Consider the following 13,290-nt stretch of genomic DNA (forward strand, 5'->3'; position numbering starts at 1 on the left):
CGCCCCCTCCCCGCCGTTTCACCGCTTGGCGGAGGGAGACACGCGATGGACCCGGTGGCCGCGCTGGACCGGATCGCCTTCCTGCTGGAACGTGCCCAGGAGCCGACCTACCGGGTCCAGGCCTTCCGCACGGCGGCCGCCGCCCTCGGCAGGATGGGCGAGGGCGAGCTCGCCGAACGGGTCGCCGCGGGCACCCTCGAAGCGGTCAAGGGCATCGGCCCGAAGACCGGCCAGGTCGTCCGCGAAGCCCTCGGCGGAGCGATCCCCGCGTACCTGCAGGGGCTGGAGGAGAAGGTCGCGGCCCACCCCGCGGGCCCGCCCCCGAGCCCTGAGGCCCTCGCCCTGCGCGCAGCCCTGCGCGGTGACTGCCACCTGCACTCCGACTGGTCGGACGGGGGCAGCCCCATCGAGGCGATGGCCCGGGCCGCGGCCGACCTCGGGCACGAGTGGGCGGTGCTCACCGACCACTCGCCGCGCCTGACCATTGCTCGGGGGCTCACCCCCGAGCGGCTGCGGGAGCAGCTGCGCACGGTCGCCGAACTCAACGCCACCTGGGCCCCGTTCCGGCTGCTCACCGGTATCGAGTGCGACATCCTCGACGACGGATCGCTGGACCAGGAGCCGGAACTCCTGGCCGAGGTGGACCTCGTCGTCGGCTCCGTCCACTCCAAGCTCCGGATGGCCGCCCCCGCCATGACCCGGCGGATGGTCGCCGCCGTCCGCAATCCGCACCTCGACGTCCTCGGCCACTGCACCGGGCGGCTGGTGACGGGCAAGACCCGGCCGGAGTCGGAGTTCGACGCCGAGGCGGTCTTCGCGGCCTGCGCCGAGTCGGGCGCCGCCGTGGAGATCAACAGCCGGCCCGAGCGGCTGGACCCGCCGCGCCGGCTGCTGCGGCTCGCCGTGGCCGCGGGCACCCTCTTCGCGATCGACACCGACGCGCACGCCCCGGGCCAGCTCGACTGGCAGACCCTCGGCTGCGAACGCGCCCTGGAATGCGGGGTGACGGCCGACCGGGTGGTCAACACCTGGTCCGCGGCCGATCTCACCGCCTGGACCCGCACCCGCCGACTGCCACAGGCCCCACAGGCCCCACAGGCCCCACAGGCCCCACAGGCCCCACAGGCCCCACAGACCCCGTAGACCCGTAGGCCCGTAGACCAGGCAGAAGTGGACCAGGGCCTACCCGTCGCTCCCGTCGTCCGTCCGGGACGCGGTGAGGGTGAAGAGCGCCCCGTCCGGATCGCGCAGCGACACCCACCGCTCGGTCGCGCTCGACCCGGGCTCGGACACCGTGCGGCCGCCGAGCGCGACGGCCGCCTCCACCGCGGGCTCCAGCGCGGGCACCCGGAAGTGCACGTGCCAGCGCGGCCGGGTGTACGGGCTGTACGAACCCGGCTCCACGGGACCGCTGTCGAGGCGGGCCACCGGGCCCCCGTCCTGGCGCAGCACCACCCGGTCCTCCTCGTACGCCACCTCGCAGCACCCGGCGCGGCCGGTGGCCCACTCCAGGACCTCCCCGTAGAAGATCGCCGACTCGAAGGCGTCCCGGGTGCGCAGCTCCAGCCAGGCCGGGGCCTGCCCCGTACCGACCCGCCAGCCCGAGGAGACCTGGCCCTCCCAGATCCCGAACACCGCCCCGTCCCGGTCCGCCACCAGCGCCCCGCGGCCCCCCGACTCGAAGGAGACCGGGCCGACCGCGATCGTGCCGCTGCGCTCCCGGATCCGGTCCACCGCCACGTCGGCGTCGTCGACCGCGAAGTACGGGGTCCAGGCCACGGCCACCGCGAGGTCCCCGGCCAGCGCCCCGATCCCGGCCACCGGCATGCCGTCCAGCTCGGCGACGGAGAAGGCCTCGCCGAGCCGCGCGGGCCGGAACCGCCAGCCCGCGACCTCACCGTAGAACCGCTGGGCCGCGCCGAGGTCCCGTGCCATCAGGCTCACCCAGCACGGGGCCCCGAAGACGTCCCTCGTCGAAATCTCCACCGTTTTGCTCCGCCCTTCACCGGGGCGCTGTCAGCGCGCCGTCCGAGCACAAGCAGTAGCGCCCCGTCCCCGGCCGTGGCCCGCAGGCGCGCCACCGGGACCACCGCCCGTGGGCCACGGATATCCCCTTGGCGGCACCCGGCCGGGCCCCCTACCGTGCCCACTATGACGATCATGAATTCCGAGGACATCGATACGGCGGTGTCGCTCACCACCCGGGCGCTGCGGGAAGTGGCGCACCTGGACTGGGAGGTTCCGGCCGCCGGACTGGACTGGAGCTGCCGCGACACCGCCGTCCACGTGGCCGAGGACTTCACCGCCTACGCCGCCCAGCTCACGGTCCGCGCCACCGACGCGTACGTCCCCCTGGAGATACGTGCCGAGGAGGGCACCGGCCCGGCCGGCCTGGTCGACCTGATCGAGGCGACCGGCGGGTTCCTGTCCGCCGCCGTGGCCCTCGCCGGACCGGGCGCCCGCGCCTGGCACCCGTACGGGGACGCGGGCGCGGACGGCTTCGCGGCGATGGGCGTCGTCGAGACCCTGCTGCACACCCACGACATCCTCGGCGGACTCGGCGTCCACGACTGGGAGCCGGACCCCGCACTGGCCGAACGGGTCCTGGACCGGCTCTTCCCGCACCTCCCGCGCGGCCGCGCGGCCTGGCCGACCCTGCTCTGGGCCGCGGGCCGGGGCGAACTCCCGGGCCTGGCCCCCCTGACGGCCTGGCGCTGGTACGCCGACCCCGTCGCGGCCGGCCGCGTACTGCTCCTCCCCATGTCCCCGGCCATCGCGGCCGACCTCCAGGCCGGCGGCAACGGCGGCTTCGTCTGGGTCGAGGACGGCCCCCTCGACGACACCCGGGAGGCCGCCGGGATCGTCACGCGGGCCCGGGAGGCGGGGACCTACCGGGCGGGCTGGGGACCGTACGTCATCGTCCGCACGAGCGACCGCAAGGCCATCGGGGGCATGGGCTTCCACGCCGCCCCGGACGCGGACGGGCGCACCGAGGTCGGCTACGACCTCGTCCCCTCGGCGCGCGGCAACGGCTACGCCACCGACGGGCTGAAGGCACTGTCCGCGTGGGCCCTCGGGCGGCCGGGCGTCACCCGGCTGGATGCCACGACGGACGAGGACAACGCGCTCTCCCAGGCGGTGCTGCGGCGGGCCGGTTTCACCGGGGCGGGTACGGGGGAGGGCCTGGTCCGGTACGTCCTACGGGGCTGAGCGGAGCCCGGGCGCACGCCCAGGGCTCCCGCCGCGCCCCCGGCTCGGAAAGCAGGTCGCGCATGGCGAGTTCCCAGGTTCCCTCGATCGATCTCGGCCCGTGGCGCACCGGCGGCCCCGAGGCGCGCCGCCTCGTGGCCGCCCGCGTCGACGAGGCGCTGCGGACGGCAGGCTTCCTGCTGGTGGCCGGGCACGGGGTGGACCCGGAGCTGCCCCGGCGGATCCGGGAGGCCGCCCGCACGTTCTTCCGGCTCCCGGCCGCCGCCAAGGCCCCGTACGCCGTCGCGGTCGGCGGCCGCGGCTGGCTCGGCCCGGGCGCCGAGGCCAACAGCTACGCGGAGGGCGAGGCCTCCCCGCCGGACCTCAAGGAATCCTGGTCCTGGGCGGCGGAGGACCCGACGGGGATCCCCTCGGTGGACGCCGAGTGGTTCCGGCCCAACGCGTGGCCGGCCGAAGTGCCCGCGCTGCGGCCCCTGGTGACGGAGTACCTGGCCGCGATGCGGGCGCTCTCCGACGAGCTGCTGGAGCTGCTGGCCACCGCCCTCGGCCTGGGCCCGGACCACTTCACCCGCCACACCGGTCACCCCACCTGGGGGTTCAACGTCAACTGGTACCCCGGCACCGAGATCGTCGGGCCGCCGCTGCCCGGCCAGTTCCGCATCGGGGCGCACACCGACTTCGGAACCGTCACCGTGCTGGACCGCGAGCTGGGGGCCGGCGGCCTCCAGATCCACACGGACGCCGAGGGCTGGCAGGACGCCCCGTACGATCCGGCCGCGCTCACCGTGAACATCGGAGACCTGATGGCGCGCTGGACCGGAGACCGGTGGCGGGCCGGCCGCCACCGGGTCCTGCCGCCGCCCGCCGACGTGCCGGCCGAGGAGCTGGTCTCGCTGGTCTACTTCTACGAGTGCGATCCGCACACCCGGGTGGAACCCCTGCCGCCGCCCCTGGGGCGGATCGTGCACGAGCCGGTTGACTCGCACGTCCACCTGCGGGCCCAGCTCGACGCGATCACCGTCCCGGCGGGGGCCCCGGAGGAGGACCCGGTGACCGGTCGGGCGGGTCCGGGGGCCTAGCCGAGGGCCTGGCCATGGCCCGGTGGTGGCCTGGTCGGGGGCCTGCGAGGGTCCGGCGACGGCCCCGGAGCGGCCCTGCGGGGGCCCGGCCGGGGACCCGATTACCCGATGTCCGGCACGTTCGGCAGGATGGGTGTCATGACCGAGATCCGTACCCCCCGCCTCCTCCTCCGCCGCTGGTCCGAGGACGACCTCGTCCCCCTGTCGGAGATCCTCGCCGACCCCGAGGTGATGCGCTGGATCGGCGACGGCGAGACCCTCGACCTGGAGGAGACCGCCGAGACCATCGAGCGGTGGGAGGACGAGTGGGACGAGGAGGGCTTCGGGATCTTCGCCGTGGAGCTGCTGGCCTCCGGAGAGCTGATCGGAGCCGTCGGCCTGTCCATGCCGTGGTGGCTGCCCGAGGTCCTGCCCGCGGCGGAGATCACCTGGCGGCTCGGCCGGTCCTACTGGGGTCAGGGCTACGGATCCGAGGCCGCGCACGCCACCCTGGAGTTCGCCCTCCAGGAGCGGGGTCTGGACCGGGTCGTCGCCGTCAACCGCGCGGGCAACGACGAGTCGGAGAACGTGATCCGCAAGCTCGGCATGGCCGCCGAGAAGGACATCAACCACCCGGAGACCCACGCGCTCCTGAACCTCCACGGCATCGACCTCACGGAGTACGAGGGCTGAGCCGCGGCCCGGTCCGCCTCAGGTCCGTCTCCGCCCCGTCTCTGGTCCGTCTCCGGTCCGCCTCCGGTTCGTCTCCTCCGCATCGACCGATCGGCTGACCCCGCTGTCGGCCGCCGGGCCGAGCGGTCGGGCGGCCCCGCGCGGTGAGGATGGGTACGGGGGAGCGGGCGCACCACCGGCCCCGCCCCCGGAACCGAGAGGGGCCACGCCCATGCCGCAGCACGACCGCCCGCACCCGCGCCGCCGCGTACGGGGATCCCGTACCGCCCTCGCGGCCCTCGCCGGAGCACTGCTGCTGGGGGCCTGCTCCGCTCCCGGCGCACCCCGGGCAGCCGCCCCCACCGCCCCCGCCCCCTCGGCGGCCTCTCCGCTGCCGACGGCCGCGAGCACCCCGGGCGGCACCCTGCTGGTCGCCGACTTCGGGGCCGACACGGTCACCTTCGTGGACCCCGAGCGCGGTGCGGTCGGCTCGGTGCGGGTGGGCAGGGCCCCGTACGGGCTGGCGGTCGGCGCGGACGGCCGGGCCTGGGTGGCCACGGCCGAGGGGGTCGCCGTCGTGGACACGAAGACGCGGACCCGCACGGCCCTGATCCCGTACCGCACCACCGGCACCGGGCCGGTGACCGGCGGCGAGTACCGGGGCGGAGGCATGGGCATCGCGCTCTCGCCCGACGGCGCGCACGCGTACGTCGGGGTCAACGTACCCGGGACCACCGGTGTCCTGGAGGTGGTCGACACGGCGGGGAGCGAGGTCACGATGGTGGTCCCGGTGGGCCGGCGGCCCTTCGACGTGGACGTCTCGCGCGACGGCTCGGAGGTGTACGTCACCGGCCACGACTCCTTCGACGTCACCGTCGTGCCGGTCGGGTCCGCGGGCCCTGCCGGACCGGCGCCGCGCCGCATCGAGGTCGCCCCCTACGGGACGGAGGGCGGCCTCGGCTCCTGGCTGAAACCGCACTACGCCGCCGTACGGCCGGCCGACGGGATGCTGCTCCTGCCCTTCGAGGGCGAGCGGCTCGCGGTGGTGGATCCGCGGACGGGCCGCACCACCGTGGAGAAGATGACCGCCGACACCCACCAGCACGGGGCCGCGGTCACCGCGGACGGCCGGCTGCTGGTGGTCGGCACGGGGGCGGTGGAACCCGGCAAGGGCAAGGGGCCCTCCCTCACGGTCCGTTCCCCCGACGGCTCGGAGCGGGTGTACCCGCTGGACGGACCGCACGAGGACGTGGCCGTGTCCCGGGACGGGCGGACGGCCTACGTCACCGGCGGCTACACCCGGGACGGCTACTGGAACGGCATCACGGTCGTGGACCTCGACAGCGGGAGCAGCCGCCGGCTCGCGGCGGGCTCGCGTCCCCTGGGCATCGCCGTCCTGGGGTGAACGGCGTCAGCCCGCGCAGGTGTCGAGCATGGTGGAGAGCATCTTCTTCTCGGGCTCGGTGACGGTCAGGCCGTACACGGACTTGACGGTGGTCCAGGCCCGCCCGTACTGGCACCAGGACGCCTTCGACGGCGGCTGCCACAGGTCGGGGCTCTGGTCGCCCTTCGAGCGGTTCGAGGAGGCCGTCACCGCGAGCAGTTGGGGGCGCGTCAGATCGTTCGCGAAGGCCTTGCGCTTCGCGGCGTCCCAGCCGGCCGCACCGGAGCGCCAGCCTTCGGCGAGGGGCACCATGTGGTCGATGTCCATCTTCGAGGCCTCGGTGACCACCACCTCGTCGTACAGGCTCTTCCACGTGCCGGACACGGCCTTGCACTGGGAGTCCCGGGTGACGTTCGCGCCGTCCCGCTGGAGGACGACCTCGCGGGTGTCGCACTTGTCGCCCTGCTCCGCCCAATGCGTGAACTTGTCCCGGCTGTAGCCGGACATGGTTCCCGGCGGCGCCACCTTCAGCGCGGCCAGCTGCGTACGGGCCACGGACACGCCGACCATGCCGGGGAGCACGTCGCCGGAGGGGGGCTTCCCGTCGGCGGGAGCGGGGGACTTGCCGGGTGCGGCGGAGGTGGCGGGAGCCGAAGGCGCGCCGCCGCCCGGCTTCGGATCGTCGCCGGGACCCGACCCGGCCCCGCCCGTCGTTCCGGAACAGCCGGCGACGGCCAGCAGCAGCACGGCCGCCAGTACCGCACCGGGCACGCGCATCTGACGCCCCATGACCCCACCCCGAACCCCGCAGCCCACTGTGTCGCGGGAAGCCTACCCATGCCGGACGGGGCTCGAAGCCAGGCCCGTTGGCCCGGCGGGCGGCGAACGCTCGCCGGGCGTACGCCGGGTGACGGGCTGGGGCGGCTCCGGACCGGGTCGGGGGCGGCTCCGGCGCAGGCCCCCGTTGCCGCCCGGGATCACGCGCCGTGGGTGCGCAGCCATGCCTCCAGGACGGCGAAGTCGGCGTCCCCGAGGCCGGTCCGGGGGTCGACCCGGTGCAGGAGGGCCGGGCCGTGGTGGTGGGCGGCCACCCACCGGCGGTCCGCGTCGCCGATCTCGTCGTCGACCCAGGCGAACGCCCGGCCCGCGGCCCACGCGACGAGGCCGGCGGTCTTCCAGTGGGTGCCGCTCACGAGGTCCGCGGCGGAGGGCTCGGGCCAGTCCGCCACCGGCAGGTCCGGCAGCCCGAGCCGAGGAGCGACGCAGGCGTTGGCGTCGTCCATCCAGGTCGTGGCCCAGACGAGCTCGCACGGCAGACCGGCGAGCCGCGGCCCGAGCGCGGGATCGAGCCGGGAGAGAAGGGGGTTGTGGCCGGCTCCGCCCGGCGCGCCGGGGGACTCGTAGACCGGGTAGGCCTGGGCGGACCCGAACGGGATGAGGGGGCCGTCCACGTCGAGGAAGAGGACGGGCCGCGCCACGAGGGGGATCGGGGGAGTCGGGGGGTTCGTCATGCGGCACAGCGATACCACGCCCCCGGACCTGCGGGAACGGCGGCCCGGCAGGGAACCGCGGCCCGCGCGGAGCCCTCTATATGGCCGAGGGGGAGATGACATGACGACGACTGCGGCATCCCGGACCGGGCGGACGGCCCTGGCCGGGCTGGTGACGGTACTCCTGTGCGCCGGACTCGCGGCCTGTGGCACCGTACGGGCCGGGGAGGCGGCCGGGCCGGCCGCTCCCGTGGCGGTGCCCGGTCCGGAGCGCTGCGATCTGGAGGGTGCGGAGGGCACGGATGCGGGCCCGGGCGGGTCCACCGCCGCGCCCGACGTCCCGACGGAGGAGCAGACGGGCGGATACGCGGGCCCGCCCACGGACGGGGAGACGGACGGATACGCCGGTCCCCCGACCGACGAGGAGACGGGCGGATACGCGGGCCCGCCCACGGACGGGGAGACCGGGGGTGACGCCGGTCCCCCGACGGACGAGGAGACGGGCGGCCCCGCCGGTCCGCCCACCGATCAGGACACCGGCGCGCCCGACCCGCCCACGGACGGCGCCTCCGGACCCGGCCCCGCCACCAATGGCGCGGGTCCCTGCGGGGCGGCCGGGTGGTTCGACATGAGGCGGGACTTCGTCGCCTACTACGCGGAGCACCGCACCGACGAGGACACGTTCGTCTCCGCGGACGGCATCGGCGAGGTCCGCGTCCGCAAGGTGCGCGGGAGGGGCCTCGCGGAGGTGAGCTTCACCACCCGCGCGGCGGGCAAGGGCCGCGGCGACGATGCCCGCAGGGTGGTACGGGTCTTCGCGGCCTGGCGACACGAGGTGTACGGGGGCACGGATGCGGGCACGGTCACGGTTCGTACGCGCGAGGAGTTCCCCGTGACCGTCACCGAAACCTGGTGACCCCGGGCCGGATCCGCCCGCAACGCCCGCCCACGAAGATCCCCACCATCCCCACCATCGCCACCAACCGCACCACCCCCACCCTCCCCGGAACCGGAAGCAGAGGCAGAACAGCCGTGACCGACGACGCCGCCAACGAACCGCACGTCCCCTCCGACGCGGAGCGCGCGGCCCGCGCCCGGGTACGGGATCAGGCCGTCGGCCTGACCCACCACCAGGCCGAGGAGGCGCTCGAGGCCGCCGAGGCCGCCGCCGCGGAGGCCGCGGGCGACCTGGAGAGCGCCGACGCCGCCACCCGCGCCGCCGTCGCGGAATGGCGGCGCATCACGGAGCTGCTCTTCGACCACGGCGGGCCGTATTCACCCGATACCGACGCCTTCCTTCAGGGGCAGCTCACGGCTCGCGAGGCCCATGCCGACTCCAATCAGGGCTTGGGGGCGTCATAAGGTTTTCTTATGGGGGTATAACCAGGGGGTGGGTGCCGAGTTAGGCTGCCCTTAGCTTAGGGTTCCTCTTGATCGAGTCTTTCGCCGTTCGAAGGGAACCCAGCCATGCCTCGCCCCCTGCGGGTAGCAATCGTCGGTGCCGGCCCCGCCGGCATCTACGCCGCCGACGCCCTGCTGAAGTCCGAGGCGGCCGTCGAGCCGGGTGTGTCCATCGACATCTTCGAACGGATGCCGGCTCCCTTCGGTCTGATCCGCTACGGCGTCGCTCCCGACCACCCCCGCATCAAGGGCATCATCACCGCCCTGCACCAGGTGCTCGACAAGCCGCAGGTCCGCCTCTTCGGCAACGTCGACTACCCGAACGACATCAGCCTCGACGAGCTGCGCTCCTTCTACGACGCCGTGATCTTCTCCACCGGCGCCACCGCGGACCGCGCGCTCACCATCCCCGGTGTCGACCTCGACGGCTCCTACGGCGCCGCCGACTTCGTCTCCTGGTACGACGGCCACCCCGACGTGCCGCGCACCTGGCCGCTGGAGGCCGAGAAGGTCGCCGTCCTCGGCGTCGGCAACGTCGCCCTCGACGTGGCCCGCATCCTCGCCAAGACCGCCGACGAGCTGCTGCCGACCGAGATCCCGGCGAACGTCTTCGACGGCCTCAAGGCCAACAAGGCCCTCGAAGTCCACGTCTTCGGCCGCCGCGGCCCCGCGCAGGCCAAGTTCAGCCCGATGGAGCTGCGCGAGCTCGACCACTCGCCGAACATCGAGGTCATCGTCAACCCCGAGGACATCGACTACGACGAGGGTTCGATCACCACCCGCCGCTCCAACAAGCAGGCGGACATGGTCGCCAAGACCCTGGAGAACTGGGCGATCCGCGACATAGGCGAGCGCCCGCACAAGCTCTTCCTGCACTTCTTCGAGTCGCCCACCGAGGTCCTCGGCGAGGACGGCAAGGTCGTGGGCCTGCGCACCGAGCGCACCGAACTCGACGGCACCGGCAACGTCAAGGGCACCGGCACCTTCACCGACTGGGACGTCCAGTCCGTCTACCGCGCCGTCGGCTACCTCTCCGACGAGCTGCCCAAGCTGCCGTGGGACGTCGACTCCGGCACGGTTCCGGACGAGGCCGGCCGCGTCATCGAGGCCGGCGCGCACCTGGCGTCCACGTACGTCACCGGCTGGATCCGCCGCGGCCCGATCGGCCTGATCGGCCACACCAAGGGCGACGCGAACGAGACGGTCGCCAGCCTGCTCGCCGACCACTCGGCCGGCAACCTGCTGACGCCGGCCGCTCCCGAGCCGGAGGCGGTCGAGACCTTCCTCGCGCAGAAGGAGGTCCGCTTCACGACGTGGGAGGGCTGGTACAAGCTCGACGCCGCCGAGAAGGCGCTGGGCGAGCCGCAGGGCCGCGAGCGCGTGAAGCTCGTCGAGCGCGAGGACATGCTCAAGGCCAGCGGCGCGTAGTCCCGCCTCCCGGGCCCGGTCCCCGGAGTCCGGCCGGTCCCGCCGTGTGCGGGCCCGGCCGGACTGCCGTACGGGCCTGCGCGCGCGTCTTACGGAACTCTGACGGGCGGGCGCGGACCCTGGCCGCGGGGGTGCCGCGGGTGGTCGAATCACCGTGTGAGCACAGACCAGCACCCCGGCCCGGACCTCGATCCCGACCCAGACCCCGCCCCCGCTGACGATCCCGACGGCCGTGGTGTCCCCGTCGGCCGGCGGCTGGTCCTCGGCATGGTGGGGCTCGGCGCCCTCGGACTGGCCCTCGCGCCGAAGCTCCAGTCGGGCTTCGACGCCGTGCTGGGCGCGGCCGCGAGCAAGGACCCCACCGGGCTCACCGGACTGCTGCCGGGCGGCGGCGGGTTCCGGTACTACTCGGTCGCCTCCTCGGTCCCCGAGCGCGGCCCGGCCGACTACCGGCTGACCGTCGACGGCCTGGTCGAGCGCCCGGCCACGTACACCCTCGACGCGCTGCGGGCCCTGCCGCTGACCCGGATCGTCCGCGACGTCCAGTGCGTGACGGGCTGGCGGGTCCCCGAGACCCCCTTCGAGGGCGTCCCGCTCTTCCGGCTGCTGGACGCCGCCGGGGTCCGCCCCGAGGCCCGCGCGATCCGGTTCACCTGCTTCGACGGCACCTACACCGAGAGCCTCACGCTCCCGCAGGCCCGCCGCGAGGACGTCATGGTCGCCCTGAACATGCAGGACAAGCCGCTGAGTCACGCCCACGGCGGCCCGGTCCGCCTCTACGCGGCCCCCATGTACTTCTACAAGTCGGCGAAATGGCTGTCGGGCATCACCCTCACCCGGGACGTCCGGCCCGGCTACTGGGAGGAACTCGGCTACGACGTCGACGCCTGGGTCGGCAAGTCGAACGGACGCGACGATGCCCCGACCGTCTGAACTCCCGGCCGGACACGCCGGAGAGGCCGTGCCCGGACACCCCGCCCGCGTCGCCCGGTTCACCCCCGCCGTACGGCTGGTCCACCTGGCCACCGCCGCCCTGACCGGGGTGTGCCTGGCGAGCGCGGCCTGCCTCTACCTGCCGCCCCTGGCCGAACTCGTCGGCCGCCGCCACCTCGTGGTCACCGTCCACGAGTGGTCCGGACTGCTGATCCCGGCCCCCGTGCTGCTCGGGCTCGGCTCCCGGGCCTTCCGCGGGGACCTGGGGCGGCTGAACCGCTTCGGCCCGCACGACCGCACCTGGCTGCGCGCCGCCCTGCGCCGCGACCGCCGGCCGGCCGCGCGCCCGGCGGGCAAGTTCAACGCCGGGCAGAAGCTCTACGCGAGCTGGAGCGCCGGGGCCGCCCTCGTCATGCTCGGCACCGGTCTGCTGATGTGGTTCACCGGGCTGACCCCGCTGCCCTGGCGGACCGGGGCCACCTTCGTGCACGACTGGCTGGCCCTCGCCATGGCCGCGGCCGTCGGGGGCCACGTGATGATGGCCGTCCGCGATCCGGAGGCCCGGCGCGGTATGCGCACGGGCTCGGTGGCCGCCGACTGGGCGCGGCGCGAGCACCCCCTGTGGCGCCCGCACGGATCCTCCTCCGCACGGGCCGGGCGCCCTACTCCGGCGGAACCGCCGCGTCCAGGGCGGCGGTGAGCCGCCGCAGGCGGTCCTGGAGGTCCTTGACCTCGGAGAGTTCGAAGCCGGTCGCGGCCGCGATGCGCCGGGGCACCTCGACGGCTCGCGCGCGCAGCGCCGTACCGGCCTCGGTGGGCCGTACGTGCACGGACCGTTCGTCGGCCGCGCTGCGCTCGCGCACGATCAGGCCGGCCGCCTCCAGCCGCTTGAGGAGCGGGGAGAGGGTGCCCGAGTCGAGCCGCAGGTGCTGTCCGAGCTGCTTGACCGGCAGCTCGCCGTGCTCCCACAGCACCAGCATCACCAGGTACTGGGGGTAGGTCAGCCCGAGGTCCTTCAGGACGACCCGGTAGAGCCCGCCGAAGGCGCGGTTCGCCGCGCCGAGCGCGAAGCAGATCTGGCCATCGAGGCGCAGGAAGTCCTGGTCGGGGAGGGCGTCGGTCGATTGCTCGGTCATGGGGGCCAGTGTACCCGGGGTGTCGTGTCGGCAACTAAATTGTGCACAACTTAATTGTGTGCCATATTGATGGAGCGAGGCCGCCGGTCGGCGGCCCCGCCTCCGCCCCTTGAGAGGAACCCCCGAGATGGACGCGATCTACACCGCTGTCGCCACCGCCAACGGCCGCGAAGGCCGCGCCGTCAGCTCCGACGGCCAGATCGACCTGGCGCTGGCCATGCCGCCGGCCCTCGGCGGCAACGGCCTGGGCACCAACCCCGAGCAGCTCTTCGCGGCCGGATACGCCGCCTGCTTCGCCAGCGCCCTCGGGCTGGTCGGCCGCCAGGCCAAGGTCGACACCAGTGAGGTCTCGGTGACCGCGGAGGTCTCCATCGGCAAGGACGGCGCGGGCTTCGGGCTGGCCGTCGTCCTGCGCGTGGAACTCCCCGAGGCCCTGCTGGGGGAGACCGGCACCCTGCTGGTCAAGCAGGCGCACGAGGTCTGCCCCTACTCCCGGGCCACGCGCGGCAACATCCCCGTGGAACTCGTCGTCGAGTAGTCAGACGGATCAGGCGGATCGGACGGATCAGACGGATCAA

General features: G+C 74.4%; 15 protein-coding genes. 11 read left to right on the plus strand and 4 right to left on the minus strand.

The window, feature by feature from the left end; all coding sequences use genetic code 11:
* Positions 1-45 precede the first annotated feature (45 nt).
* Positions 46-1,143, plus strand: a complete 1,098-nt coding sequence (locus ACFWNV_RS05450; RefSeq protein WP_383940868.1) for a PHP domain-containing protein — start codon at positions 46-48, stop codon at positions 1,141-1,143.
* A 39-nt stretch (positions 1,144-1,182) separates the two neighbouring features.
* Here the strand turns inward: ACFWNV_RS05450 and ACFWNV_RS05455 are convergent, their stop codons facing one another.
* Complete coding sequence (locus ACFWNV_RS05455) at positions 1,183-1,935, minus strand: VOC family protein (protein WP_383941122.1); 753 nt, start codon at positions 1,933-1,935, stop codon at positions 1,183-1,185.
* A gap of 216 nt (positions 1,936-2,151) precedes the next feature.
* On the opposite strand from ACFWNV_RS05455, the gene ACFWNV_RS05460 reads away from it, so the two are divergent.
* The 4 genes from ACFWNV_RS05460 (at position 2,152) to ACFWNV_RS05475 (ending at position 6,345) form a co-directional block, all read left to right on the plus strand.
* The gene (locus ACFWNV_RS05460) at positions 2,152-3,210 is read left to right on the plus strand and encodes a GNAT family N-acetyltransferase (RefSeq protein ID WP_383940871.1); all 1,059 of its coding nucleotides are present in this window, start codon (positions 2,152-2,154) and stop codon (positions 3,208-3,210) included.
* A gap of 62 nt (positions 3,211-3,272) precedes the next feature.
* Positions 3,273-4,289, plus strand: coding sequence for an isopenicillin N synthase family dioxygenase (locus tag ACFWNV_RS05465; RefSeq protein ID WP_383940874.1), 1,017 nt, complete (start codon positions 3,273-3,275; stop codon positions 4,287-4,289).
* 138 nt (positions 4,290-4,427) lie between these two features.
* Positions 4,428-4,961: a GNAT family N-acetyltransferase gene (locus ACFWNV_RS05470; protein WP_383940877.1), complete on the plus strand. Its 534-nt coding sequence runs from the start codon at positions 4,428-4,430 to the stop codon at positions 4,959-4,961.
* A 211-nt stretch (positions 4,962-5,172) separates the two neighbouring features.
* Complete coding sequence (locus ACFWNV_RS05475; RefSeq protein ID WP_383940880.1) at positions 5,173-6,345, plus strand: hypothetical protein; 1,173 nt, start codon at positions 5,173-5,175, stop codon at positions 6,343-6,345.
* 6 nt (positions 6,346-6,351) lie between these two features.
* Here ACFWNV_RS05475 and ACFWNV_RS05480 read toward each other — a convergent pair whose 3' ends face one another.
* Both ACFWNV_RS05480 and ACFWNV_RS05485 read right to left on the minus strand, forming a co-directional pair.
* Positions 6,352-7,113, minus strand: coding sequence for a DUF1524 domain-containing protein (locus ACFWNV_RS05480; protein ID WP_383940883.1), 762 nt, complete (start codon positions 7,111-7,113; stop codon positions 6,352-6,354).
* Positions 7,114-7,301: 188 nt separating this feature from the next.
* Positions 7,302-7,835, minus strand: coding sequence for an HAD domain-containing protein (locus ACFWNV_RS05485; RefSeq protein WP_383940885.1), 534 nt, complete (start codon positions 7,833-7,835; stop codon positions 7,302-7,304).
* A gap of 100 nt (positions 7,836-7,935) precedes the next feature.
* Here ACFWNV_RS05485 and ACFWNV_RS05490 point away from each other — a divergent pair, with 100 nt between their 5' ends.
* The 5 genes from ACFWNV_RS05490 to ACFWNV_RS05510 all read left to right on the plus strand — a co-directional run bounded on the left by ACFWNV_RS05490 (position 7,936) and on the right by ACFWNV_RS05510 (position 12,276).
* Positions 7,936-8,730: a hypothetical protein gene (locus ACFWNV_RS05490; protein ID WP_383940888.1), complete on the plus strand. Its 795-nt coding sequence runs from the start codon at positions 7,936-7,938 to the stop codon at positions 8,728-8,730.
* Between the two features lie 116 nt (positions 8,731-8,846).
* The gene (locus ACFWNV_RS05495; protein WP_383940891.1) at positions 8,847-9,176 is read left to right on the plus strand and encodes a hypothetical protein; all 330 of its coding nucleotides are present in this window, start codon (positions 8,847-8,849) and stop codon (positions 9,174-9,176) included.
* 105 nt (positions 9,177-9,281) lie between these two features.
* A complete protein-coding gene (locus tag ACFWNV_RS05500) occupies positions 9,282-10,643 on the plus strand; it encodes an FAD-dependent oxidoreductase (RefSeq protein ID WP_383940893.1) in 1,362 nt (453 codons plus the stop codon).
* Between the two features lie 267 nt (positions 10,644-10,910).
* The gene (locus ACFWNV_RS05505) at positions 10,911-11,576 is read left to right on the plus strand and encodes a molybdopterin-dependent oxidoreductase (protein WP_383941125.1); all 666 of its coding nucleotides are present in this window, start codon (positions 10,911-10,913) and stop codon (positions 11,574-11,576) included.
* On the plus strand, positions 11,560-12,276 hold the full coding sequence (locus ACFWNV_RS05510) for a cytochrome b/b6 domain-containing protein (protein WP_383940895.1): 717 nt from the start codon (positions 11,560-11,562) through the stop codon (positions 12,274-12,276). Before ACFWNV_RS05505 ends, ACFWNV_RS05510 begins: the two co-directional genes overlap by 17 nt.
* Here ACFWNV_RS05510 and ACFWNV_RS05515 read toward each other — a convergent pair.
* The gene (locus ACFWNV_RS05515) at positions 12,239-12,712 is read right to left on the minus strand and encodes a MarR family winged helix-turn-helix transcriptional regulator (protein ID WP_250741572.1); all 474 of its coding nucleotides are present in this window, start codon (positions 12,710-12,712) and stop codon (positions 12,239-12,241) included. The two genes, ACFWNV_RS05510 and ACFWNV_RS05515, sit on opposite strands and share 38 nt — an antisense overlap.
* Positions 12,713-12,839: 127 nt before the next feature.
* On the opposite strand from ACFWNV_RS05515, the gene ACFWNV_RS05520 reads away from it, so the two are divergent.
* Positions 12,840-13,250, plus strand: coding sequence for an organic hydroperoxide resistance protein (locus ACFWNV_RS05520; protein WP_383940898.1), 411 nt, complete (start codon positions 12,840-12,842; stop codon positions 13,248-13,250).
* Positions 13,251-13,290: the final 40 nt, after the last annotated feature.

This window comes from Streptomyces sp. NPDC058401, from assembly GCF_042722885.1.
Lineage (GTDB): Bacteria > Actinomycetota > Actinomycetes > Streptomycetales > Streptomycetaceae > Streptomyces.

What these genes read in the sequence shown, in the direction of transcription:
- ACFWNV_RS05455 (WP_383941122.1), bottom strand. Translation starts at nt 1,935, where the DNA reads ATGGCACGGGACCTCGGCGCGGCCCAGCGGTTCTACGGTGAGGTCGCG.
- ACFWNV_RS05475 (WP_383940880.1), top strand. Translation starts at nt 5,173, where the DNA reads ATGCCGCAGCACGACCGCCCGCACCCGCGCCGCCGCGTACGGGGATCC.
- ACFWNV_RS05465 (WP_383940874.1), top strand. Translation starts at nt 3,273, where the DNA reads ATGGCGAGTTCCCAGGTTCCCTCGATCGATCTCGGCCCGTGGCGCACC.
- ACFWNV_RS05485 (WP_383940885.1), bottom strand. Translation starts at nt 7,835, where the DNA reads ATGACGAACCCCCCGACTCCCCCGATCCCCCTCGTGGCGCGGCCCGTC.
- ACFWNV_RS05460 (WP_383940871.1), top strand. Translation starts at nt 2,152, where the DNA reads ATGACGATCATGAATTCCGAGGACATCGATACGGCGGTGTCGCTCACC.
- ACFWNV_RS05470 (WP_383940877.1), top strand. Translation starts at nt 4,428, where the DNA reads ATGACCGAGATCCGTACCCCCCGCCTCCTCCTCCGCCGCTGGTCCGAG.
- ACFWNV_RS05490 (WP_383940888.1), top strand. Translation starts at nt 7,936, where the DNA reads ATGACGACGACTGCGGCATCCCGGACCGGGCGGACGGCCCTGGCCGGG.
- ACFWNV_RS05505 (WP_383941125.1), top strand. Translation starts at nt 10,911, where the DNA reads ATGGTGGGGCTCGGCGCCCTCGGACTGGCCCTCGCGCCGAAGCTCCAG.
- ACFWNV_RS05480 (WP_383940883.1), bottom strand. Translation starts at nt 7,113, where the DNA reads ATGGGGCGTCAGATGCGCGTGCCCGGTGCGGTACTGGCGGCCGTGCTG.
- ACFWNV_RS05515 (WP_250741572.1), bottom strand. Translation starts at nt 12,712, where the DNA reads ATGACCGAGCAATCGACCGACGCCCTCCCCGACCAGGACTTCCTGCGC.
- ACFWNV_RS05500 (WP_383940893.1), top strand. Translation starts at nt 9,282, where the DNA reads ATGCCTCGCCCCCTGCGGGTAGCAATCGTCGGTGCCGGCCCCGCCGGC.
- ACFWNV_RS05520 (WP_383940898.1), top strand. Translation starts at nt 12,840, where the DNA reads ATGGACGCGATCTACACCGCTGTCGCCACCGCCAACGGCCGCGAAGGC.
- ACFWNV_RS05450 (WP_383940868.1), top strand. Translation starts at nt 46, where the DNA reads ATGGACCCGGTGGCCGCGCTGGACCGGATCGCCTTCCTGCTGGAACGT.
- ACFWNV_RS05510 (WP_383940895.1), top strand. Translation starts at nt 11,560, where the DNA reads ATGCCCCGACCGTCTGAACTCCCGGCCGGACACGCCGGAGAGGCCGTG.